Consider the following 20,943-nt stretch of genomic DNA (forward strand, 5'->3'; position numbering starts at 1 on the left):
GGCCTGCGTGACTGACCGGGCCTGCAGGTCTGACCGGGCCTGCGGTCTGACCGGAGGGCGAGACTGACCGGCAGGCAGGCCTGACCGGCAGGCAGGTCTCACGGCGAAGGTATGCCAATTCAGGCGGCGACGGCGCCTTGGCGGCACGAGTGGGCTGCCGGTGGCCGGTCGAGGCCCACGCGAGGACACCGAGCCGGGCGCCCACGACCGGAAACTCGGACCCGGACGGTCGGCTCAGCCCGGCTGGGCGATCGTCGCGATCGTGCCGGCCGGGTCGATGCGCCGGACCCGGTCGTTGCCGTTGTCCGCGACGTACACGGCGCCGCTGCCGTCGACCACCACCGAACTCGGGTTCTTGAACTGGGCCGCCGTCGCCGGACCGCCGTCGCCGCCGGAGCCCTCGGTGCCGGTGCCCGCGATGGTGGTGATGATGCCGTTCGGGTCGATCTTCCGAACCCGGTTGTTGCGGTAGTCGGCGATATAGAAGGTCTTCCCGTCCGGTCCGATCGACAGGGATGGCACGTTCAGCTTGGCCGACCGGGCCGGGCCGCCGTCGCCGGCGTAGCCGGCCTCCCCGGTGCCGGCGATCGTGCTGATGATGCCGTCCGGGGTGACCTTCTGGATGGTGTCGCTGCCGAGATCGGCGAAGTAGAGCGTGCCGTCGTCGGTCATCGTGATGTCGTTCGGGCCGTTGATCTTCGCCTGGGTCGCCGCGCCGCCGGCACCGGTGTAGCCGGCGACGCCGGTGCCCACGTACGTCGTGATGATCCCCGCCGGGTCGATCTTCCGGATGCGGTGGTTCTCGTAGTCGGAGAAGTACACGCTGCCGTCGGGTCCGGTGGTCACCTTCTCGGCGCTGTTGAGCTGGGCCGCGGTGGCCGGGCCGCCGTCGCCGCTGTAACCCGCGGTGCCGGTGCCGGCGACCGTGGAGATCACCCCCGCGGGCGTGACCTTGCGGATGCGGTTGTTCTTCGCGTCCCCGATGTAGATGTTTCCGGCCTTGTCCCGGGTGGTGGAACCCGGGCCGTCAAGCTGGGCCGCGGTGGCCGGGCCGCCGTCGCCGGCGCTCCCGCCCGCGCCGGTGCCCGCGAAGTCGTTCTCGGCACCGGTCGGGGGGATCTTCTGGATTCGGTCGGTCGCCAGGCTGGACACGAGCAGCGACCCGTCGGGGTCGAGGGCGAGGCTGTACGGGCTCAGCCCCTGCACGGTCAGCGCCTGCCCGCGGTACGCGGTGGCGACCCGAGGGGCGGCCGAGGCGGCGCGGTCGTCGCCTCCGCCGCCGGAGGTCGCCACGGCCAGGACGATGCCGACGGTGGCCGCCACGACGAAGGCGAAGACGATGCCGCCGATGATCCAGGAGGCGCGGATGCGCGTGCCCGCGGTCTGGTGGTGCCCGGCCTGCCGGGTCGGGTCGAGCGGCACGCCGCCCGGACGCGGGCCGAACTGCGCGCCGCCCGGTCCGCCGGCCCCGGGCGCGCCGCCGTAACCACCGCCCAGGGGGCGTGGCGGCGGCGTGTACGGCGCAGGCGTGTTTCCCGGCGGGTATCCGCCCCACCCGCTCGGTCCGGGCCCCTGGTTGCCCCGCACCGTGGGGGCGCCGGTGAACCCGGGGCCGCCGGGGCCACCGAGCCCTCCGGGGCCGCCGCCGGAACCCGGCTGGCCGCCGAGGCCGGCCGGCGTGCCGGGAAGCCTCTGGTAGCCGCCGGGCGGCGGGTAGCCACCAGCCCCCGGTCCACCAGCCCCAGGTCCGGAAGGCCCAGCCCCAGATCCGGCGGGCCCAGGCCCACTCCGGGCTCCGGGTCCGCCTGGCCCGCCTGGTCCGCCGGGACCGCCTGGTCCGCCGGGACCGCTGGCCCGGCCCGGGCCACCGGCGCCGGCGGGGTTGCCGAACGCGCCCGGACCCGCCGGGTAGCCGGGGCGGGCCGGGCCGGATCCGTGGGCGGGTCCGGCCGGGTAGCCCGGCGCGCCCGAGAGCGGCGGCCGCGGGGTGGTCGAGACGCCGAGCGCCGCCTCGCGGATCTCGTCGTCCACCCGGACCTTGATCTCCGACCGGGACAGCCAGTTCGGCCCGAAGGCCCGGCTGCCGGCCCGGGCGAGTTCGAGGGCGAAGTCGGTCGCGTCCGCGAACCGGGCGTTCGGGTCCTTCGCCAGCGCCCGCATGATCACGGTGGAGATCGGCGGCGGAACCGTGGTGAGCGGCTCCGGCATGANGGTCAGGTGGTGGTGGGTGAGCGGCTGCACCGCCATCTGGCGGCCGAACAGGGGCCGGCCGGCGATCATCTCGTAGAGCACCCCGGCGAGGGCGTAGAGGTCGGTCGACGGGAACAGTCGCACGCCCATGATCTGTTCGGGGGCCATGTACCGCGGGGTGCCGAGGATCGCGCTGGCGGTCGTCTCCGCCCCGTCGAAGATCTTGGCGATGCCGAAGTCGGTGACCTTGAGCAGGCCGTCCCCGGCGAACATGATGTTGTCCGGCTTGACGTCGCGGTGCAGCACGCCCTGCGTGTGCGCGTTGGCCAGGGCCGCGGCGGCCGCCAGGCCGATCGAGCAGGTCGTCTCCGGGGACACCGGACCCGTGCTGATCCGCTGCTTGAGGGTGCCGCCGGAGAGCAGTTCCATCACCAGCAGGCAGGTGCCCTCGTGCTCCACNTAGTCGTGGATGCGCACGATGTGCGGGTGGTCCAGTTCGGCCAGCACCCGGGCCTCGGCCAGGAAGCGGGCGCGCAGATCGGCGTCGTCGGAGGTGTCCAGCAGGATCTTGATGGCGACCTTGCGTCCGATGAGTCGGTGCTGCCCGGCGAGCACGAGCCCGTAGCCACCCCGGCCCAGGTCGCCCTCGACGGTGTAACCCGGAAGCGCCGCCTCCACGAGTGATCTGTCAATCAACAAGGTTCAGATCCGTCCGTTAACGCCGTCGGGCAGCCCGCCGCACCGCCGTCCCCGTCCCGACCGCGGCATCCTGGCCTGCAATGACGCCTTCGTCGGGTTCCTGGCGATCCTACGACCACGACCTTCCCATTCCGCCGCCCGTCCGGGGGCGCCCTGTGACGTCGGATCGGCGACATGTGCATGCTGCTGGGGCCGACGAGTGTCGGCGCCGCCANGGTCCGGATGATGCGACAGGTGTCGGGATGATGCGACAGGTGTCGGGATGACGGGCAGGAGTCCGGATGACGTGCCACGGACACCGATGGTGGTTGTGGCGGCAACGTGTTGAACCTGCGAGGAAGGGCGTCCCACGTCATGTCGACAACCGAGTCCGCCGCCCTGGCGGCTCCGCCCGACATCACCGCGACGGAGGAATGGACGGCGCTGAGGGCGCATCTGCGTGAGATGTCCGAGGTGTCGCTGCGAGGTCTGTTCGACGCCGATCCCGCCCGGGGTGAGGCGTTCACCGCCGAAACGGACGGNCTCTACCTCGACTACTCCAAGAACCGGCTGACGGCACGCACCGTCGAGCTGCTCGTGGCGCTCGCGCGCCGCGCCCGGCTCACCGAGCGCATCGAGGCCATGTTCCGCGGCGAGCGGATCAACGTCACCGAGAACCGGCCGGTGTTGCACGTGGCGCTGCGGGCCCCGGCGGGAACCCGCATCGAGGTCGACGGCGTGGACGTGGTGCCCGAGGTGCACCGGGTGCTCGACCGGATGTCCGCGTTCGCGGACAAGGTGCGTTCGGGGGAGTGGCGCGGGGCGACCGGCGAGCGGATCACCACCGTCGTCAACATCGGCATCGGCGGCTCCGATCTGGGTCCGGCCATGGCGTACGACGCGCTGCGCGACTACTCCGACCGCNGGATCGCGGTCCGGTTCGTCTCCAACGTCGACCCGACCGACGTCTGGGAGGCGACGGTCGACCTCGACCCGGCGCGGACCCTGTTCATCGTCGCGTCGAAGACGTTCACCACCCTGGAGACGCTCGCCAACGCGCGGGCCGCCCGTTCCTGGCTGACGGCGGCCCTCGGTGAGGAGGCGGTTTCCCGGCATTTCGTCGCGGTCTCGACGAATGCGGAGAAGGTTGCGGCGTTCNGCATCGACACCGAGAACATGTTCGAGTTCTGGGACTGGGTGGGCGGCCGTTACTCGGTCGGCTCGGCGATCGGCCTGTCCGTGATGATCGCGATCGGGTCGGCGGCCTTCCGTGAGTTCCTGGCCGGGTTCGCCGCGATGGACACGCACTTCCGGACCGCGCCGTTCGAGCGGAACCTGCCCGTGCTGCTCGGGCTGATCGGCGTGTGGTACCGCGACTTCCACGGATTCACCGCGCACGCCGTGCTGCCCTACAGCCAGTACCTCAACCGTTTTCCCGCCTATCTCCAGCAGCTCGACATGGAGAGCAACGGCAAGAGCGTCGATCTCGCCGGCCGGCCGGTGGGGGCACAGACCGGCCCGATTGTCTGGGGAACGCCCGGGACGAACGGCCAGCACGCCTACTACCAGCTCCTGCACCAGGGGACGACGATCGTCCCGGCCGATTTCCTCGGCTTCGCCCAGCCGAACCATCCTGGCGTGGGACCGGCGGACGGGCCGGATCAGCACGCGCTGCTGCTGGCCAACTTCCTCGCACAGACCGAGGCTCTCGCCTTCGGCAAGACCGCCGAGGAGGTGGCGGCGGAGGGGGTCGCGCCGGAACTCGTCCCACACCGGACGTTCCCGGGTAACCGGCCGACCAACACCCTGCTCGCCCCGAAGCTGACCCCGTTCGTGCTCGGGCAGCTCATCGCGCTGTACGAGCACAAGGTGTTCACCCAGGGGACCGTCTGGGGCATCAACAGCTTCGACCAGTGGGGCGTCGAACTCGGCAAGGTGCTCGCCGGGCGGATCGTGCCGGAGCTGACGGCCCCGGACTCGCAGCCGCGCCACGACAGCTCGACGAACGCGTTGATCAGGCGCCTGCGCGGCGCCTGAGGGCCGCCGGACAGGCATCGGGCCGACCTCGTCATGTTACTCTCCGTAAACAGTTCGGGGGGGCGGCCCCGCACGGTGACGAGGACTTCGGGGGGCGGGGGCAGCATGCGGGTCGACGCCGGAGCCCTGACCATGTCCGTGCGGCGGTCGGGCGAGGATGTGGTCATCGAGCTCGCCGGTGAGCTCGACACCGCCGGCCGGCTGCGGTTCCGGGAGCAGATCGGCGAGCTGCTGGGCCGGGGCGGGGGGACGGTGACCGTGGACGTCGCGGGCCTGCGCTCGATCGACATCCCGGGGCTCGCCGCCCTGCTCCGGGCCGATCTGCTGCTCCGCCGCGTGCACTGCGAGCTGCGGATCTCCTCGCCGACCCCGGCGTTCGCCGCCCTGGTGCACGAGACCGGCCTCGACGGTCGCCTCCGCGTCGGCGAGGGCGCTCGCCGACGCTGACTGCCGCCGTCAGCCCGCGAGTGGTGGGGGGCTGGCGGCGGGAGCCGGCTGGGAGCGGTCCAGCGGGTGGGTGTGGGCGGCGGAGACCGCGGCGGAGCTCGCCACCGCGGCCGCCAGGCTGGGCGCGAGGCTGGGCGCGGTGGTGTTCCGCGGAGCGCGGACGCCGTCGTCCGACATCACTGTCCGTAGCGTGAAGCGGAGCGGGGCGGTCGGGACGTCGTCTGTCCGGAAGGGGCCCATAAGTGCCGGATACGGCGGGAACCCGCCACCGGCGGGGTTCTCGGTGCCGCCCGCGGCCGCGGACCCGACCGCGGCGGCGGCCTCCTCGGCGACCCGGGACAGCATGCTGCGTGAACCGATCAGTTTTTTCTCGATCCCACCCATCATCAGCATTCCAGCCATGACGAGAAGCGGAAATCCAAGCACCATCAGCAGGACGGGTGGTGTGAGACTCACCGAAAGACCCCCAGGCCGACTTACGGATCCGATCGACGCCGCCGGCGCCGTACCGTATGCCTTCCCTCCTACCCCGGTTGCTCACATCCGGGCGGCCATCTCACCCGACCCGGGTATCCCCCGGGGTGGGGTGGAAGGTCACCGATCTGTCCACCCCCGGTACTGTTCCCGCGGGCGGTTCGCTCGTACGCTTCGAACAACATGTCTGTGCGGCCCGTACCGTTGCCCGCCTACAGCGGCCGTCCCGGGGTCGGTGATGCGGACCTGCTGGCGCGGCTTCATCTGCTTACCGAGCAGGTCGACTACGCCCTCGCCGAGATCGTCCTGCGGCGCGCCGCCTACCGCCGGGCCTGCGAGGAGGAGGCCGACTGGCAGTGGTCGCCGTCCGGGGTCGAGGCGCTGAGCCGGCCGGCGGTCGCCGAGGCGCTCGCCCGGCAGCTCGCCGCGGTCGAGCGGCTGCGGCTGTGGGCCCAGGAGCTGCACTGGCTGCAGGAGCAGGCCCGGCTGCGCGGCCTGCTGCGCTGACGGCCCGGGTTCCAGGCCCGGTGGCGACCCAGGCCGGTAGCGACCCAGGCCGGTGGCGAGCTCAGCCGGACAGCGACGATGGCCGGTCGAGGGTCTCGAACAGCCGGCGCCCGAGATTCGCCGCCGCGATGTTGCCGCGTTGCAGGTACCGGGTGATGCCGGCCTCCATGCTCTCCGCGGCGTCGTCCTTGCGCCCGGCCCGGTAGAGCACCTCCGCCCGCGACAGCAACGCGTGGCCCTGCCCGTCGACGTCGTCGGTGCGCCCGGCGAGGTCGACGGCGGTGTCGGCGAAGCGCAGCGCCTCCGCGTCCCGGCCGCGCAGAGACAGCAGCCTGGCGTGCACCCCGCACCAGCCGGCCTGGGCGGGTAGCTGGTCGGCCGCGGCGGCGTCCCGGCAGCGGGTCACGTACTTGCCGGCGTCGTCGACCTTGCCGAGGCGCACCAGCACGTCCGCCAGCGCCGCGGCGCGGTTGGCCAGCAGCGCCCGCTCCCCCATCCGGGACAGGGCCCGGCAACTGCGGCGCAGCTCCCGCTCGGCGACGATCAGCTCGTCGGCGAGCAGGGCCACCCGGGCGACGATGAACCCGCCGTGGAACGGATCGGCCCGCGGGGCCCGCAGGTCGTGGACGATCTCCTCGGCGGCCTTGAGGTGGATGCGCGCGCCCTCCAGGTCGCCCGACATCGCGGTGAGGACGGCGAGCTGGGCGAGCAGGGCGCGGCGCAGGGCCCGGTCGTCCCCGGCCGCGTCGAGGGCCTCGCCGGCGCGCGCCAGGCTGCTCGCGACCGGCCGCGGCCCCCAGCTCATCAGCAGCGTGAGTTCGCGGCGCAATGACTGCGCCGCCCGCGGCACACCGGACTCCTCGGCGTGGCGCACGGCGTTCTCCATCGCCCGCTCGGACGCGGCGAACTGGCCGGCGGCCAGGTAGGCGTTGGCCTGGCTGCGGCAGGCCAGTGCCGCGCCGACGTCGTCGCCGGAGCGGACGAAGTTGGCCAGCGACGCTGCGGCCTCGGTCAGGGTGGTCGCGACCAGGCCCTCCGGGTCGGTGGAGAACAGCACCCGCAGATGGGCGAGCCGGGCGTGCGCCCGCAGCCCATCCTCACCGGCGCGCCGGGCCCGCTCGGTGACCTGGCGAAGGATGCGTTCGGCGTCGGAGAACCGGCCGAACGAGTGCAGCGCCCAGCCGAGGTCGATCTCGGCGCGCAGCCGCAGCGGGTCGGTCTCGGGCAGCAGGGTGATGGCACGCTTGAGGAGCTGGGCGGCGCCCGTCTCGTCGCCCTGACGCACCCGGTCGGCGGCCTCGATGAGGCAGGTCGCCGCGGACCTGCCCAGCTCGACGGTCTCCGCGTCGCGCTGGCCGATCTCCACCCGGTAGCGGAACGCCTGCTCCAGGTGGTAGCCGACGAGTTCGTCGTGTTCGCCCGGGCCGCCGACAAGTCGGGCCTGCAGCCAGTGGGCGAACTGCTGGTGCAGATCGGCCCGGCGGCGCTTGGCGGTGGACTCGTANGCGCAGTCGCGCAGCAGGACGTGCAGGAACCGGAAGGCCTCGACGCCGGGCAGGTCCGAGCGGTCGGGGTGGACCAGCTCCTTGCGGACCAGGTTCAGGCAGTGCACGGCGACCATTGCCCGCTCGGCCGGATCGGACAGGTCGATGACGGCGTCGAGGTAGAAGCGCTCCCCGACGACGGCGGCGCGTTCCAGCACGCGGCGCTCGGGCGGGTCGAGGCGGTCGAGCCGGGCGGCGAGCAGCGAGGAGATCGTCGGCGGTACCGTCACGTTGCGCAGGCTGCCGGTGGCGATCCAGCGGCTGCCCTCCCGGCGTAGCAGCCCGTCGTCGACGAGGGCGGCGACCATCTGCTNGACGAACAACGGGTTGCCGGCGGCCGAGGTGGTGATCCGGGTGACCAGCGCCGGATCGAGGTCGTCGGAGCCCATGAGGCTACGGATCAGGCGCTGGCAGCGGGCCTCCGTCAGCGGGGCGAGCAGCATCGAGGTGGCGTTGAACTTGCCGCCGCCCCAGTCCCGTCGGTCCTCCAGCAACTCCTGGCGGGCCAGGCAGAGCAGCATGATCGGTGCGTCGCGCGACCAGTCGGCGATGTTCTCGATCAGGTCGAGCAGCGTCGGCTCGGCCCAGTGGACGTCGTCGAACCACAGGATCAGTGGCCGGCGCGCCGCCAGGGCCTGGAAGAACGAGCGGACCGCCCAGAAGCTCTCCTGCGGGCCGAGTTCGGCGCCGCCGAGCCCCACCAGCGGGGCGAGCGCCTCGACGATCTCGGCGGCCTGCCCGACGCCGTCGAGCAGCTCGCGCAGCCGGCGCCGGCCGTCCGGGGCGGCCTCGTCGGCGGTCAGCCCGGTGGCCTGGCGCACCATCTCCATCAGGGGCCAGTAGGCGATGCCCTCGCCGTAGGACAGGCAACGGCCGGTGAGCACCGTGGCCCTGGTGGCCATGGACGTGCAGAACTCGCCGACCATCCGAGACTTGCCGATGCCCGCCGAGCCGAGCACGGTGAACAGGTGGCAGGCGCGCTCCTCGACGACCGCCTCGAACGCGTCCTGCAGGCGGCGGCGCTCCCGGTTGCGGCCGATCACCGGCGCGGTGAAGCCGTGGATCTGCGCCCGGCTGCCCGGGCCCGCCGTCGGGTCGACCAGGCCGGTGAGCCGGTGCACCCGCAGTGGGTCACGTTTGCCCTGCACGACCAGCGGGCCGACCGGGGTCACCGTGACGCTGTGGCGGATGAACCGGTGGGTGGTGTCACCGATGAGGATCTCGTCCGGCGGTGCGGCGCTCTCCAGCCGGGCGGCGACGTTGACCGCGTCCCCGGTGACNCCGCCGCCGGCGACGGTGACCTCACCGGTGTTGATCCCGATCCGCACCCGCAGCCGCAGGCCCCACTTCTCCTGCAGGTCGGCGTTGAGCGCCTCCATGGCGGCCCGGATGTCCAGTGCCGAGCGCACGGCGCGCAGCGCGTCGTCCTCGTGCAGCACCGGGATGCCGAAGACGGCGAAGACGGCGTCGCCGATGAACTTCTCGACCGAGCCGCCGTGGTTGTAGATCACCTCGCGCACCGTGGTGAAGAACCGCCACATCACCTGCTGCAGCGGTTCGGAGTCGATCTTCTCGCCGATGTCCGTCGACCGGGCGATGTCCACGAACATGATCGTTACAGTCTTGCGCGCCCCGCTTCCCGCGGTGGGCAGGGGGTTCCCACACCCGGAGCAGAAGCGCGCCCGCTCGGGGTTGTCCTCCGCGCATGTCGGGCACGGCACCATGTGCCGGATGGTAGGCCGATCTCGGGCCGGCGCGGTGGGGGATGCGCCTACCCGACGCGTCGGAGGTGATCCGTCCCACACTGGTGCCACATTTCTGCCCCGTCCGTACGGTGGGCCCGCGGGGCGGGGCGATCGGTCCGGACCGCGTGGGCCGCCGGCTGCCGGGCGAGATGCCTCGATCACGAGGACAGGTCCCGTCCCACCGCGAACAGCCCGGCGACCAGGGCAAGAATCCCCCAGCCGACGGCACTCGCCAGAGAGGCGGTGTCAAGTTCGGACGTCGGCCAGGCCAGCACGCCCAACGGTGCGGTGACCGGTCCGCGGAAGCGGGTCGCGTCCAGCAGCGGCTCGAACGCGCCGCAGCAGCCCAGGGCGAGCAGCGCGCCCGTCGATCCGCGCAGCAGGGTGCCGGCTCCCACGCCAACGGCGCCCGCCGCGCACACGGTGACGGCGACGATCCCGTAGGCCGCGGCGACGTCGGCCGGGCGGTCGAGGTGCATTCCGGGTCTGCCGTAGCGGACGGCCCCGACGGCGAGCCACCCGGCGAACAGCGCCGCACTCAGCACCAGGCCGACGGCGGCGACGGCGAGGTACTGGGCGATCGTGATCCGACGGCGCCCCGGAACGGCGAGGAACGCCAGAGCCGCCGTTCGGTGACGGTACTCCTGCGCGACAACGAGGACACCGAACGCCATCATGGCGTAGCCGGNGAACAACCCCGAGCGCGACCGCAGCCCGTTCCAGCTCGCCGCCGCGTCCTGGCCGGCCCACAGCATCGGTGGCACGTGCAGGATCAGGACCGCCGTCAGGGCGACCGGCTGCCAGCGACTGCTGGCGATCTTGAACAGCTCGGTACGCACCAGCAGGCCTGTTCCGGCCTGTCGTCCGGGCATCTCAGCGGGCACCCTGCGGTGGCCCCGCCCGGCCGGCTGGGCCGCCCGGACCGGGTCGCCCGTCTGGGCCGTCCGGCCCGGCTGGGCCGTCTGGGCCGTCCAGACCGTCCAGACCGTCTGGGCCGGCGGCGCCGGGGTTGGTCAGTGCGAAGTAGATCTCCTCCAGGTCCTGGCCGTGGGTGTGCAGTTCGACGAGCGCGATCCCGTGCCGGGCGGCGACCCGGCCGNCCCGCTCGGCCGTTCCGGCCGGCAGCCGCAGCCCGTCGCGTCCGACGATGGTGGGGACCANACCCTGCTCCGCGAGCAGGCCGGCCAGCCGCGCCGCGTCGGCCGTGCGCACCTCGACGTGGCCGCCTCCCAGCCGGTCCGCGGGCGCGTCGAGCACGACGCGACCCCGACTGATGATCACGATGTGGTCGACGGTCTGGCCGACCTCGGCGAGGACGTGGCTGGACAGCAGCGCGGTGCGTCCCTCGGCCGCCCACGACCGCAGGAAACCCCGTAGCCACCGGATGCCCTGCGGGTCCAGGCCGCCGGTCGGCTCGTCGAGGATGAGCAGCGCGGGATCGCCGAGCAGGGCCGCGGCGAGCGCCAGGCGGCCCCGCATGCCGAGGGAGAACCCGCCGGTCGGGCGGTCCGCGGCGGCGTCCAGCCCGACCGTCGACAGGACCTCGTCCACCCGGCGCCGGCCGACGCGCAGCGGCAGCGCCAGGGCGCGCAGGTGGTCACGGGCGCTGCGGCCGGGATGGGACGCGCTGTCCAGCACCGCGCCGACCCTGCGGGCGGGATGATCGAGGTCACGGTAGGCGTGACCGAACACCAGGGCCGCTCCGGAGGTCGGGGCCACCAGGCCCAGCATGGCGCGCAGCGTCGTCGTCTTCCCGGAGCCGTTCGGGCCGAGGAACCCGGTGACGTCGCCCTCGCGAACCGCGAAGCTGATGGTCCGCACGGCGTGATGCGACCCGTATCGCTTGGTCAGGCGGTCTACCTGGACGACGGCGGTGACGGGAGCCTCCCGGCGGATCGTCCGATCGGGGCGACCTCTACGGTAGCGGCTCGCTCCCCGCGGTCTCCCGTTGGGCTGCCCCGGAAGGGGTGGGTCCGGGCGCGGCGGGTACGTGCCGCGGGATGGACGCCAGCAGCTCGATGAGCTGGGCCCGCTGCGCCGCGGTGAGATGGCGGGTGAAGCCGGCCACCGTCGCCGCCCGCCGACGGCGGCCGACGGCGAGCGCCTCCCGGCCCGCCGGGGTGAGCGCCAGCAGCACCGCACGCCGGTCGGTGGGATGCGAGCGGCGCGCCACCAGGCCGTCGGACTCCAGGTCGTCCACCGTCTCGGTCATCGTCCGGGGCGCCACCGCGACCGCGTCCGCGAGGTCGCGCAGCCGGCAGGNCCCGCTGTCCGCGAGCAACTGCAGGACCTTGAACCGGCGCAGGGTCAGCCCGACGCTGGCCCGCAACGCCTCGTCGACCGCGTTCCGCACCTGGTGGCCGGCGGCGAGCAGCAGGTTCACGACCTCGTCGCCGGTGTCCGGTGGCGGCATCCGGGCGCCCTCCTCGTCTACGGTGGTGATGGCGTTATCTTAGGATGGTATTCCTCATAGTGAGGGTACCTCGCCAATGAAGGAGTCCCACGTGGATGCCCTCGCCTGCCTCATGACGCGTCGCACCGCGACCCGACTCGTCGAGCCCGGGCCGACGACCGAGCAGCTCGCCGTCCTCCTCGGCGCCGCCACCACGGCGCCCGACCACAAGATGCTGCGGCCGTGGCGGTTCGTCGTCGTCCGCGGCGACGCGCGGGCGACCCTCGCGGGCGCCATCGCCGCGGCCGCGCAGGCCGTCGGCACCCTGCCCGAGCCGGTCGTGCGCAAGGCCGCCGGCAAGGCCACCCGCTCCCCGGCGCTCATCGCCGTCGTCGCGGCCCGCGTCGAGTCGAAGGTGCCCGTCGCCGAGCAGGACGCCTCCGCCGCCGCCGCGGCGCAGAACATCTGCCTGGCCGCCCACGCCCTCGGCCTGGCCTCGGCCTGGAAGTCGGTGCCGCTGCCGGACAGCGCGCAGGTCCGGGCTGCCTTCGGGCTGGCCGACGGCGAGGAGCTGGTCGGCTGGGTCGAGCTCGGCACGCAGGCCCAGGCCGCGCCGCTGCCGCCGCGGCCCGCGGTCCCGCTCGACCGGGTCGCCGCCGAGCTGGCCGTGGACGGCACGCTGCGGCCCGTCGCCGCAGCCGTCCCGGACCAGGTCGCGACGACCGCCGGGGCCGTGCAGCCGGTCGGTTCGGCGCGCTCGGGCCCGGTCGGGTAGGTGGCCGCGATTCGCGTGCTGCGCCCCGCCGACGTCCACGACGGCGGCGCGTGGATTCGACCTCGTCGGCTACCTGCTCGCCGGGGGTGGGCTGGCCGGCATCCGGTACGCCCTGTCGACCGGCCCGTCTCAAGTCCTTCGTCTTCCTGCTGACCCAGACTGCGGCTTTCGCGACCGTCACCCCGGCTCGCACCGGCGACGCCTCGGCGCTGTCCACCGCCCAGCGGCAGCTCGCCTCCGCGTTCGGCGTCGCGCTCGTGGCCACCGTTCTGGCGCTGCCGGCCGCGGGCTTCGGCGCGGCCGACGCGCTCGCGAGACGTTGGGCCCTCCTCGTCCCCGTGGAGCTTGCATTGGTGGTGGCGGAACTTGCATTGGTGGTGACGGTGCTTGCGTTGTGCGTTCGTGACGTGGAGGCGGCCGCGACAATGCGCAGCGTTGCCCAACGGGTCCCCACATCGCCGGGAACGAGCCCGGACGGCCCAGTTCCCGGCAAGTTGCCCCGGCGGGAGCAGGAGGCTACCTAAGCTGGACCGGGGGCCTTGGTCGGCCGGGCCCGAAACCGGGTATGACTCGGCTCCCGACCTGCGACGGGAGGTTCGCCGTGAGTGGTGCGCAAGCACCGGGACGGCACGGGTCCGCCCGCCCGCGTCCGGGGAACGGCCGGCCGGCCGCCCGTTCGGGCCCGGGGCGGCTCGGTCTGGCCATGACGGGCGGACTGTTGCTCGCGGTTCTGGTCGGCTGCTCGGAGTCCGGCTCGACGGGCGAGGACGTCGCCGCCCGGTCGGACACCTCGGTCACAACCAGCCCCTTCCCGCCGGACCAGGGCACCTCGGCCGCGCCCGCGGCGACCCCGCCGGCCGCCGGGGGTGCCACCGGGTCGGCGAGCGCCGCGCCCGACGGCGCCACGGCCGGCGGTGGTTCGTCCGGCGCCTCCGGGTCCGGGGGCGCGGCTGGGTCGGGGGGCGCGGCTGGGTCGGGGGGCGCGGCTGGGTCGGCCGGGTCGGGTGCGGGCGCGGCGCCGGCGGCTCCCGGGGCGAGCCCCGCCCCCGGCGCGACCAGCGGGGGTGCCGGTGCCGGCGGGGCCGCCGCGACCACTGCGGTGCCGACCCCGCAGCCGTCGGCGGTGTTCCTCGGCGAGGCGTGCGCGCCTGACCGCAGCAAAGCCCCGGCGATGGCCGTCAACGGCCTGGTGCTGTACTGCGTCCCGGCCGACGGTGGTGCGTCCTCCGCCGTCGGTGGTGTGTCCTCCGCCGACGGCCGGTGGTCCACCGAGCCGCCGACGTCCTCCGCCCAGTCGCGGCCGGAAGAGGGCGGGTCGTGCCAGCCGGCGGACGTCGGCCGGGTCCTGCGGGACTCCGCCGGGCGGCCGGTGTCCTGTCTGCGGGACCCGAACGGCCTGCTGAGCTGGTCGGACGTCTCCTGAGCGACCGCGGAGGGGTCGGCCAGCCCGCGCTCAGCCCCGGCGGCGGGCCCGGCGGGTGGTGAGGGCCTCCGCGAGCGACCAGGCACCGGGCAGCACGAGCGCGCCGAACACGGTCGCCCAGGCCCAGGGATGGTCGGCGAGGTAGGGAACCGCGTCGTCCTCCAACCAGTCGAACAGCCGGTCGTGCAGCACCGGGAACACTCCCGCCGCCGCGATCACCGCGATCAGCCCGGCGGCGAGCACGGCCAGCCCGCCGGGCACCCGTCGCCAGCTCGTCAGNCCGATCATCAGCAGGCCGAGCAGGGCGACGAGGATGCCGAGTCCCCCGACCACGCCGGAACTGACCACACCACCGACGATCCCCAGGACCACCAGCGCCGCCCCCAGCCCGATCACCACCCGCCGCCGGCCATGGGACACGTCCCGGACCAGCTCCCAGGCCAGCCGCGCCGCCGTGCGCACCACGAACGCCGCCGGTCGCAGGGGCCGCGGCAGGATCCGCATCGTGGCAATCCAGGCGGCGACCACGGCGACGATCTGGACCAGGTCGGTGACGAGGATCGGGCCCTGCGCCCGGTCGGTGATGCGTTCCGCCGGGACCTGGCAGGCCCGCAGCACGTCGTCCACGGCTCGCGGCGCGAGCATTCCCGGTGCCACCGGCACCCCGCTGAGGCCCGGCGGTCGTGGCGGGGTTGACGGTTGTGAGGTGGCGGTCGTGGCGGGTGGCGGCTCCTGCGCGGTCGCCGGCGCTCCCGCGGCCCGCTGCGATGCTGCGACCCGGGCGGCTGCGGCAGCCGCCAGCGAGATCACCTCCGCACCGGTGGAAGCACCCGCCATCGTCCCGTCAGCGTTCCCGGCCGGGGAGGTGCTGGTCGGCGGCTTGGTGCTGGCCGGTGGGGTGCTGGCCGGCTCGGGGGCGAGGGCTCGGTCGACGGCGGCGAGGAAGTCGGCGGTGGGTCGCGGATCGAGGCCGGAGTCGTTGTCCTGGCGGACGGCCCGGGCAAGGCCGACGAGCTCCTTGGCCGCGATGTCCCGCTGAATTCCGGCGGCCACCCAGGTGGCCGTGACCGGCAGGCTGGGCGGCACCGGCGCCTCCGGATCGGCGAGGAAGGCGAGTTCGTCGAGCGCGTCCTGCGAGACGGGGGTGCCCGCGACCTCGGCGAGGTCGTCGACGAGCGCGACCAGCCAGCCCCGCCGGGCCAGCGCCGCGGTGCCGGCGACCCGCCCGTCGTCGGCAGCACCGCCTGGGCCGGCCGGGGGGCCGGTGGGCACGGCGAGGTCCCGCCGCAGCACGAGCCGGCGCGGGTCGAGCAGGATGCGCACGAGCCAGCCAGCGCCGTCGAGCCGCCCCCACATCCAGTCGTTGGCCCGCCAGGAGGACTTCGCGAAGGCGCCGAAGTTGCCCAGTTGCAGGCCCGTGATCTTGTCTTCGGCGAGGCGGCGGGCGGGGTCGAGGGCGGTCGGAAGGTCGGCGCTGATCTGAACGAGCTCGACCGGCTGGTCCAGCACGCCGCCGGTCGTGGCGCGTTCGACCAGGTGCAGATCGAGCAGGGCGATCAATGCGTCCGCACCGGTCGTCGGCAGGTAGTGGACGAAGTCGGTGAGCGTGCGGGCGGCGAGCGCCCGGCGCTGCCCGACGCTGAGCCCCGCCGGCTGGATCCCGGGCCCCGTGGGGGGTGGTGTGGGCGGGGTCCAGCGGCGGACGAGGGCGGCGATCTCACCGCGCAGCTCGCCGACGACCGGCGCGAGGGACGCCCACCCGGACCCCGGCTGCGCCGGGTCGTCGGGCCCCGCCGGGTCGTCGGGCCCCGCTGGGCTGCCGGGGCCCGCTGGAACGCTGGGACCCGCTGGAACGCTGGGACCCGCTGGAACGCTGGGACCCGCTGAATCCGCCGCCCCCGCGGGATCGGAGCGCAGCCACCGGCGGGTCGCCTCCTTGAGGACGTCGAGCAGCGGGGCTCCGGGCATCGCGGCGAGGGTCTCGCTGACTGTCGTGAACACCCCCGGCCGCGGCGACGAGGTGTAGAGCGAAGCGGGCCCGCGCGCGTCCGCGGTTTCCGACCCGGCCGCGCACCCCCCTGCGCGGCCGGATCCGGTGGGGTGCGGCGGGCTGCCGGATCCGGCCAGGGCGGCGTCGTGCACGGCGGCGGCGAGCCGGGCGAGGCGGGCCCGCTCGACCGGCTCGGGGCACAGCACGTACCCCTCGTTGATCATGGAGACGAGGATGCCCCGGACACCGTCGAGGGCGGGCTGACCGAGCCGCCACAGCTCGTCGAGGTCTCCGACGCCCGGTAACCGGCCGGGCAACGTCTCCAGGACGGCGCCGACGGCGGCGTTGGTCATCCGGGCGCGGCCCGCGGCATCGGTGCGCAGCGCATCGGCGTCCGGTGGGCGCGGCAGGTCCGCGCGGTCGGTGAGCACGTGCAGCAGCGCCTCGATGACCGGCGTCGCGATCTGTTCGGCCACCGCGCGCCGGTAGGCGTCGTAGACGCTGTCGTCGGCCAGCCGGGCCGAGCCCGCCGGAGCCAGCCGCAGCAGACGCCGGCGGCCGGCCCGGGCTCCGCGGACGGCCTCGTTGTGCTCGCGCAGCGCGGCGAGGTCCGTGCCGATCGACTGGTTCAGGGCCGCGCCGAGCGCCCCCAGCAGGGTGCCGCTCACCGACGGCAGCGGCGGCGCTGGTGGCGCTGGCGGCGCATCGGTCGCCCGCCCCGGCTCGGGCTGTGTTCCGCGGAACAGCCGGGTTCCGCGGAACAGCCCAGGCCCGTGTGTCTGGTGCGTTTCGGGGAGCTGGTGCGTTCCGGGGGTCTGCCGGTCACTGGGTTGCGCGTCGCGCGTCGCCGGGGTCGGACGGGGAGAGGGCACGACGTAGGTCAGCACCCGGCGGACCTGGCGTTCGGCGGGGCGGTCGAAGATGGCCGCCAGCGCCGGGCCGATCGGCCGGTTGACGAGGATCCCGCCGTCGGAGGCGTGGAAGGAACGGGNGGCGTTGACGAAGCGCGCCATGTCCGGGTGGGTGTCGTCGAGGGCGTGACCGACCGGCACGTAGGCCGGCTCGAACGCCCCAGGGAACGCGGAGCTGGCCCGGGCGGAGAGCGCCAGGCGTGGGATCGCCGCGGGATCGGTGAGGTCCGGTGTGCCGAACACGAACAGGCCCCGGTAGTCGACGTCGTACATCGTGCCGCCGAGCGAGTCGGAGTGTTCGGCGACCTCGCCCCGAAGGATCGTCGTCGTGACGAACACCGAGGTCGGCCGGGCGGCGGCCTGCTGCGGTGCGGTCGTCCCGGCCACGGCGCCGAGGGCGGTGTGCAGGGCGGGCAGCACGGCGGCGTCCCCCCGCAGCAGCGACGGGTACGCCTTCTCGTCCGGGGTGCGCATGAGCGTGTCCAGCGAGCCCAGGGACAGCCACAGCTCGCGCAGCGGGGCGAGGTCGCCGTGACGGGCGTTCGCGAAGCCGAGCATGGTCGCGTTGATCCCGCCGGCGGAGGCCCCGGCGAGCACGTCCACGCTGAGCTCGACGTCGAGGATGGCCGCGAGCCGCGCGTACCGGGCGGCGACCGCGGCGTCGGCATCGTCGGCGCGGGTGTGCCCGGGGCTGGTGGCCAGGTTGATCTCGGTGGCGACTCCGCCCATCCACACGGCGAGGCTGGCGCCACCGGTCATGACGACCGCAAGCCGCACTTCCTGGGTCGTCTCGTCACGCATGGTGGCAAGGGTAGACGTGCCGGACATCGCCCGATCCGCGCTTGTCGCGGTCGGTGCGGATTGGTGGAGCTGTTTACTGCGTCGCCCTACTTGTCAACGGGTTACTCGTGGGTAGCATGGGAACACCGTACTCACGAGTAGCAAGCCGGTCCCGGCCGTGCGCGCCGCCCGGCGCTCCCGGAAAGGAGCCGTTCATGGGCCACTACCGGAGCAACCTGCGGGATCTCGAGTTCAATCTGTTCGAGGTGTTCGGCGTCGATCGCACGCTCGGCACCGCTCCGTTCGAGGAGATGGACGCCGAGACCGCGCACGAGGTGCTCGCCGAGCTGGAGCATCTGGCCACCGGCCCGGTCGCGGAGTCGTTTGCCGATGCCGACCGCAACCCGCCGACGCTCGACCCGGCCACCGGCTCGGTCACCCTGCCCGAGTCCTTCAAACGCTCCTACCGGACGGTCCAGGACGGCGAGTGGTGGCGGCTGTTCGTCCCGACGGACCTCGGGGGCCTCGGCGCGTCGCCGACGGTTGCCTGGGCTGCCGCGGAGCTGCTGCTCGGGGCGAACCCGGCCGTGTTCATGTACATGGCCGGTCCGACCTTCGCGGCGATCCTGCACCGGCTGGGCAACGAGTGGCAGCGCACACTCGCCGGCTACGCCATCGAGCGGCACTGGGGCGCGACGATGGTGCTCACCGAGCCGGACGCCGGATCCGACGTCGGCGCCGGCCGGACCCGGGCGGTCGAGCAGACCGACGGGACCTGGCACATCGAGGGCGTCAAGCGGTTCATCACCAGCGGCGACTGGGATGTTCCGGAGAACATCTTCCACCTTGTCCTCGCCCGGCCGGAGGGGCACGGCCCGGGCACGAAGGGCCTGTCGATGTTCGTCGTGCCGAAGTTCATGCCGGATCCGGCGACCGGAGCGCCCGGGGAGCGCAACGGCGTGTACGTCACCAACATCGAGAAGAAGATGGGCCTGAAGGTCTCCGCGACCTGCGAGCTGAACTTCGGCGAGCGGGCGCCGGCGGTCGGCTNGCTGGTCGGCGACGTGCATGAGGGCATCGCGCAGATGTTCCAGGTCATCGAGTACGCCCGGATGATGGTCGGTACGAAGGCCATCGCCACGCTGTCGTCGGGCTACCTCAACGCGCTCGACTTCGCCCGCACCCGGGTACAGGGCGCCGATCTCACCCGGTCCGCCGACAAGACCGCGCCCCGGGTGGCGATCATCAACCATCCCGACGTCCGCCGGATGCTCATGCTGCAGAAGGCGTATGCCGAGGGCATGCGTTCACTGGTGCTGTACACCGCGACGTTCCAGGACCGGGTGGCCCAGGCGGCGGCACGCGGCGAGAACGACGAACTCGCGGTCCGGATCAACGACCTGCTGTTGCCGATCGTCAAGGGGGTCGGCTCCGAGCGGTCCTACGAGCTGCTCTCGACCTCGTTGCAGATCTTCGGCGGCTCCGGCTACCTGCAGGACTACCCGATCGAGCAGTACATCCGGGACGCCAAGATCGACACCCTCTACGAGGGCACCACCTCGATCCAGGGCCAGGACCTGTTCTTCCGGAAGATCGTCCGGGATCGCGGGCAGGCGCTGACCGCCGTGCTGGGGGAGATCCAGACCTTCGTGAAGGCGGAGGCCGGCAACGGCGCCTTGCAGTACGAGCGGGAGGCGCTGGGAGCCGCGCTGGACGACGTCCAGGCGATGGTGGGTTCGCTGGTCGGCTACCTCACCGGTGCCGCCGACGACGCCCGGCAGGTCTACAAGGTGGGCCTGAACTCCACCCGCCTGCTACTCAGCATCGGTGATGTGCTCATCGGCTGGCTGCTGCTGCGGGGCGCCGAGGCGGCACTGCGCGCCCTCGACGAGGCGGGCACCGGCCCGGCCCGGGCCGGGCACCAGGGCACGGCCTTCTACCAGGGCAAGGTGGCCGCGGGCCGCTGGTTCGCGGCGAACGTGCTGCCCGAGCTGAAGGCGCGCCGGGCCGTGGTCGAGTCGACCGGGCTCGGACTCATGGATCTCCCCGAGGATGCGTTCTGAGCTCGATGATCCACGAGTCGCGGTGGGTCCGCGAGGGTTGCCACGGATCGCGGAAGGTCTCGCGCGGTCCGTGGCAATTGCCGGCCCGGCGGGGTTGTATTGGGCGGTTCCGCGGGTAGATGGGGCGGCATGGGAATCCCGTTGNGCCTCGCCTTCTTCGCCCTCGGNGCCATCCTCGCCTTCGCCNTCCGCTCCGATCCCTCCGGCCTCAGCCTCGACATGGTCGGCCTCATCATGATGCTCGTCAGCGCAGTCGGTCTCGGCATCACGCTGTACCAGAACCAGTGGCGCCGCAAGATCGTCGAGGAGTCGGTGGAGAGCGGCGTGCCGACGCCGATCTCGGTCGACGACACGATCCTGGTCGACCCGGTCACCCCGGTCGAGGCACCGCGTCGGCGTGAGCCGGACCTCACGCCCGAGGAGGACCGCAAGCTGAACTCCGCGCGCCACCCGGAGGCGAACCCCGAGCCGCAGCCCGTCGTGCACGTCGGCAGCGAGGAGCGCTCCGCGTCGCGGCGGTGAGCTCCTGTCTCCTGTCTCCTGCCGGGCCCGTCCGCCTGCCCGCCGCCGCCCGGCCCAGCTCCCCGAACGACCCGGCTCCCCGAACGACCCGTGATCCGGGTCCGGGGAACCGGGCTCCGGGCGGCTTGTTCGTCCGGGGTCGGCGTCAGGACGTGCGCAGCGGCGGGAAGGCCTGGTCCAGCTCGTTGCGCATGTCCCGCTTCAGCAGGTCGTCGGTGTCCGAGGAGGACTGCCCCTCCAGGAGGAACCGGGCCACCCGGAGCGTGAGGTCGACCCGTTCGGCCAGGTTCAGCGTGCCGGTGAACCGGCCGCTGGAGTTGGCGGAGGTCAGAACCTTGGCGACGAACTCGTCCGCGGCCTGAAGTGCCTCCACTCGCGTCATGGTTCCACCTCTTTGTGCCGGAAGCCGGTCAGAGGCGCAACCGTACCAGGGGGCCGACTGTGCGCCGTTGTGCGCCCCTCTCG

The 20,943-nt window shown here is 73.5% G+C and carries 13 protein-coding genes and 13 pseudogenes; 11 read left to right on the forward strand and 15 right to left on the reverse strand.

The annotated features are described in order from the left end of the window. Positions 1-234: 234 nt before the first annotated feature. The 3 genes and pseudogenes from FF86_RS15425 to FF86_RS49365 form a co-directional block, all read right to left on the reverse strand. On the reverse strand, positions 235-2,210 hold a 1,976-nt coding region (locus tag FF86_RS15425; RefSeq protein ID WP_242418828.1), incomplete at its 5' end, for an SMP-30/gluconolactonase/LRE family protein. Between the two features lies 1 nt (position 2,211). Further along, positions 2,212-2,649: pseudogene (locus FF86_RS49360) on the reverse strand (serine/threonine-protein kinase); the annotation flags it as partial. A 1-nt stretch (position 2,650) separates the two neighbouring features. Then, a pseudogene (locus FF86_RS49365) lies at positions 2,651-2,889 on the reverse strand (protein kinase); the annotation flags it as partial. Between the two features lie 444 nt (positions 2,890-3,333). On the opposite strand from FF86_RS49365, the gene FF86_RS64140 reads away from it, so the two are divergent. The 5 genes and pseudogenes from FF86_RS64140 to FF86_RS15435 form a co-directional block, all read left to right on the forward strand. Then, on the forward strand, positions 3,334-3,410 hold a 77-nt coding region (locus tag FF86_RS64140), incomplete at its 3' end, for a hypothetical protein (RefSeq protein ID WP_313954340.1). A gap of 1 nt (position 3,411) precedes the next feature. After that, positions 3,412-3,792 (forward strand): annotated as a pseudogene (pgi, locus tag FF86_RS49375) (glucose-6-phosphate isomerase); the annotation flags it as partial. 1 nt (position 3,793) lies between these two features. Next, positions 3,794-4,026, forward strand: a pseudogene (gene pgi, locus FF86_RS49380) (glucose-6-phosphate isomerase); the annotation flags it as partial. A 1-nt stretch (position 4,027) separates the two neighbouring features. After that, positions 4,028-4,905: pseudogene (pgi, locus tag FF86_RS49385) on the forward strand (glucose-6-phosphate isomerase); the annotation flags it as partial. Positions 4,906-5,010: 105 nt separating this feature from the next. After that, positions 5,011-5,352, forward strand: a complete 342-nt coding sequence (locus FF86_RS15435; protein ID WP_044885421.1) for an STAS domain-containing protein — start codon at positions 5,011-5,013, stop codon at positions 5,350-5,352. 9 nt (positions 5,353-5,361) lie between these two features. Here the strand turns inward: FF86_RS15435 and FF86_RS15440 are convergent, their stop codons facing one another. Then, positions 5,362-5,808: a hypothetical protein gene (locus FF86_RS15440; protein ID WP_044885422.1), complete on the reverse strand. Its 447-nt coding sequence runs from the start codon at positions 5,806-5,808 to the stop codon at positions 5,362-5,364. 201 nt (positions 5,809-6,009) lie between these two features. On the opposite strand from FF86_RS15440, the gene FF86_RS15445 reads away from it, so the two are divergent. Then, on the forward strand, positions 6,010-6,333 hold the full coding sequence (locus FF86_RS15445) for a hypothetical protein (RefSeq protein ID WP_082121896.1): 324 nt from the start codon (positions 6,010-6,012) through the stop codon (positions 6,331-6,333). A 61-nt stretch (positions 6,334-6,394) separates the two neighbouring features. Here the strand turns inward: FF86_RS15445 and FF86_RS49390 are convergent. From FF86_RS49390 to FF86_RS62485, 7 genes and pseudogenes are all read right to left on the reverse strand, one after another. After that, on the reverse strand, positions 6,395-7,837 hold a 1,443-nt coding region (locus FF86_RS49390; RefSeq protein WP_396229900.1), incomplete at its 5' end, for a tetratricopeptide repeat protein. A gap of 1 nt (position 7,838) precedes the next feature. Further along, a pseudogene (locus tag FF86_RS49395) lies at positions 7,839-8,190 on the reverse strand (guanylate cyclase); the annotation flags it as partial. Position 8,191: 1 nt separating this feature from the next. Next, positions 8,192-9,157 (reverse strand): annotated as a pseudogene (locus FF86_RS49400) (ATP-binding protein); the annotation flags it as partial. Position 9,158: 1 nt separating this feature from the next. Beyond that, positions 9,159-9,601 (reverse strand): annotated as a pseudogene (locus FF86_RS49405) (adenylate/guanylate cyclase domain-containing protein); the annotation flags it as partial. Positions 9,602-10,783: 1,182 nt separating this feature from the next. Further along, positions 10,784-11,473: pseudogene (locus FF86_RS15460) on the reverse strand (ATP-binding cassette domain-containing protein); the annotation flags it as partial. A gap of 64 nt (positions 11,474-11,537) precedes the next feature. Continuing rightward, a partial coding sequence (locus tag FF86_RS15465) for a MarR family winged helix-turn-helix transcriptional regulator (RefSeq protein WP_255355809.1) occupies positions 11,538-11,884 on the reverse strand: 347 nt, incomplete at its 5' end. Position 11,885: 1 nt separating this feature from the next. Beyond that, positions 11,886-12,035: pseudogene (locus FF86_RS62485) on the reverse strand (MarR family transcriptional regulator); the annotation flags it as partial. A 91-nt stretch (positions 12,036-12,126) separates the two neighbouring features. Here FF86_RS62485 and FF86_RS15470 point away from each other — a divergent pair. The 3 genes from FF86_RS15470 (at position 12,127) to FF86_RS15480 (ending at position 14,212) form a co-directional block, all read left to right on the forward strand. After that, a complete protein-coding gene (locus FF86_RS15470) occupies positions 12,127-12,789 on the forward strand; it encodes a nitroreductase (RefSeq protein ID WP_044885486.1) in 663 nt (220 codons plus the stop codon). A gap of 50 nt (positions 12,790-12,839) precedes the next feature. Beyond that, on the forward strand, positions 12,840-13,313 hold the full coding sequence (locus tag FF86_RS15475; protein ID WP_199865389.1) for a hypothetical protein: 474 nt from the start codon (positions 12,840-12,842) through the stop codon (positions 13,311-13,313). Positions 13,314-13,492: 179 nt separating this feature from the next. After that, complete coding sequence (locus FF86_RS15480) at positions 13,493-14,212, forward strand: hypothetical protein (protein ID WP_044885427.1); 720 nt, start codon at positions 13,493-13,495, stop codon at positions 14,210-14,212. 30 nt (positions 14,213-14,242) lie between these two features. Here FF86_RS15480 and FF86_RS49415 read toward each other — a convergent pair. From FF86_RS49415 to FF86_RS49420, 3 genes and pseudogenes are all read right to left on the reverse strand, one after another. Beyond that, positions 14,243-14,491, reverse strand: a 249-nt coding sequence (locus FF86_RS49415; RefSeq protein WP_242418829.1) for a hypothetical protein, incomplete at its 5' end; no start/stop codon positions are given. 1 nt (position 14,492) lies between these two features. Then, positions 14,493-17,193: pseudogene (locus FF86_RS15485) on the reverse strand (DUF3376 domain-containing protein); the annotation flags it as partial. A gap of 1 nt (position 17,194) precedes the next feature. Next, positions 17,195-17,941 (reverse strand): annotated as a pseudogene (locus FF86_RS49420) (patatin-like phospholipase family protein); the annotation flags it as partial. 167 nt (positions 17,942-18,108) lie between these two features. On the opposite strand from FF86_RS49420, the gene FF86_RS49425 reads away from it, so the two are divergent. Together FF86_RS49425 and FF86_RS49430 are read left to right on the forward strand one after the other, a co-directional pair. Beyond that, a partial coding sequence (locus tag FF86_RS49425) for an acyl-CoA dehydrogenase family protein (RefSeq protein WP_242418830.1) occupies positions 18,109-18,943 on the forward strand: 835 nt, incomplete at its 3' end. A 1-nt stretch (position 18,944) separates the two neighbouring features. After that, positions 18,945-19,956 (forward strand): annotated as a pseudogene (locus FF86_RS49430) (acyl-CoA dehydrogenase); the annotation flags it as partial. A gap of 667 nt (positions 19,957-20,623) precedes the next feature. Here FF86_RS49430 and FF86_RS15500 read toward each other — a convergent pair. Beyond that, the gene (locus tag FF86_RS15500; protein ID WP_009741405.1) at positions 20,624-20,860 is read right to left on the reverse strand and encodes a hypothetical protein; all 237 of its coding nucleotides are present in this window, start codon (positions 20,858-20,860) and stop codon (positions 20,624-20,626) included. Between the last annotated feature and the right edge of the window lie 83 nt (positions 20,861-20,943).

The sequence above is a fragment of the Frankia sp. CpI1-P genome, assembly GCF_001421075.1.
Taxonomy (GTDB): Bacteria; Actinomycetota; Actinomycetes; order Frankiales; family Frankiaceae; genus Frankia; species Frankia torreyi.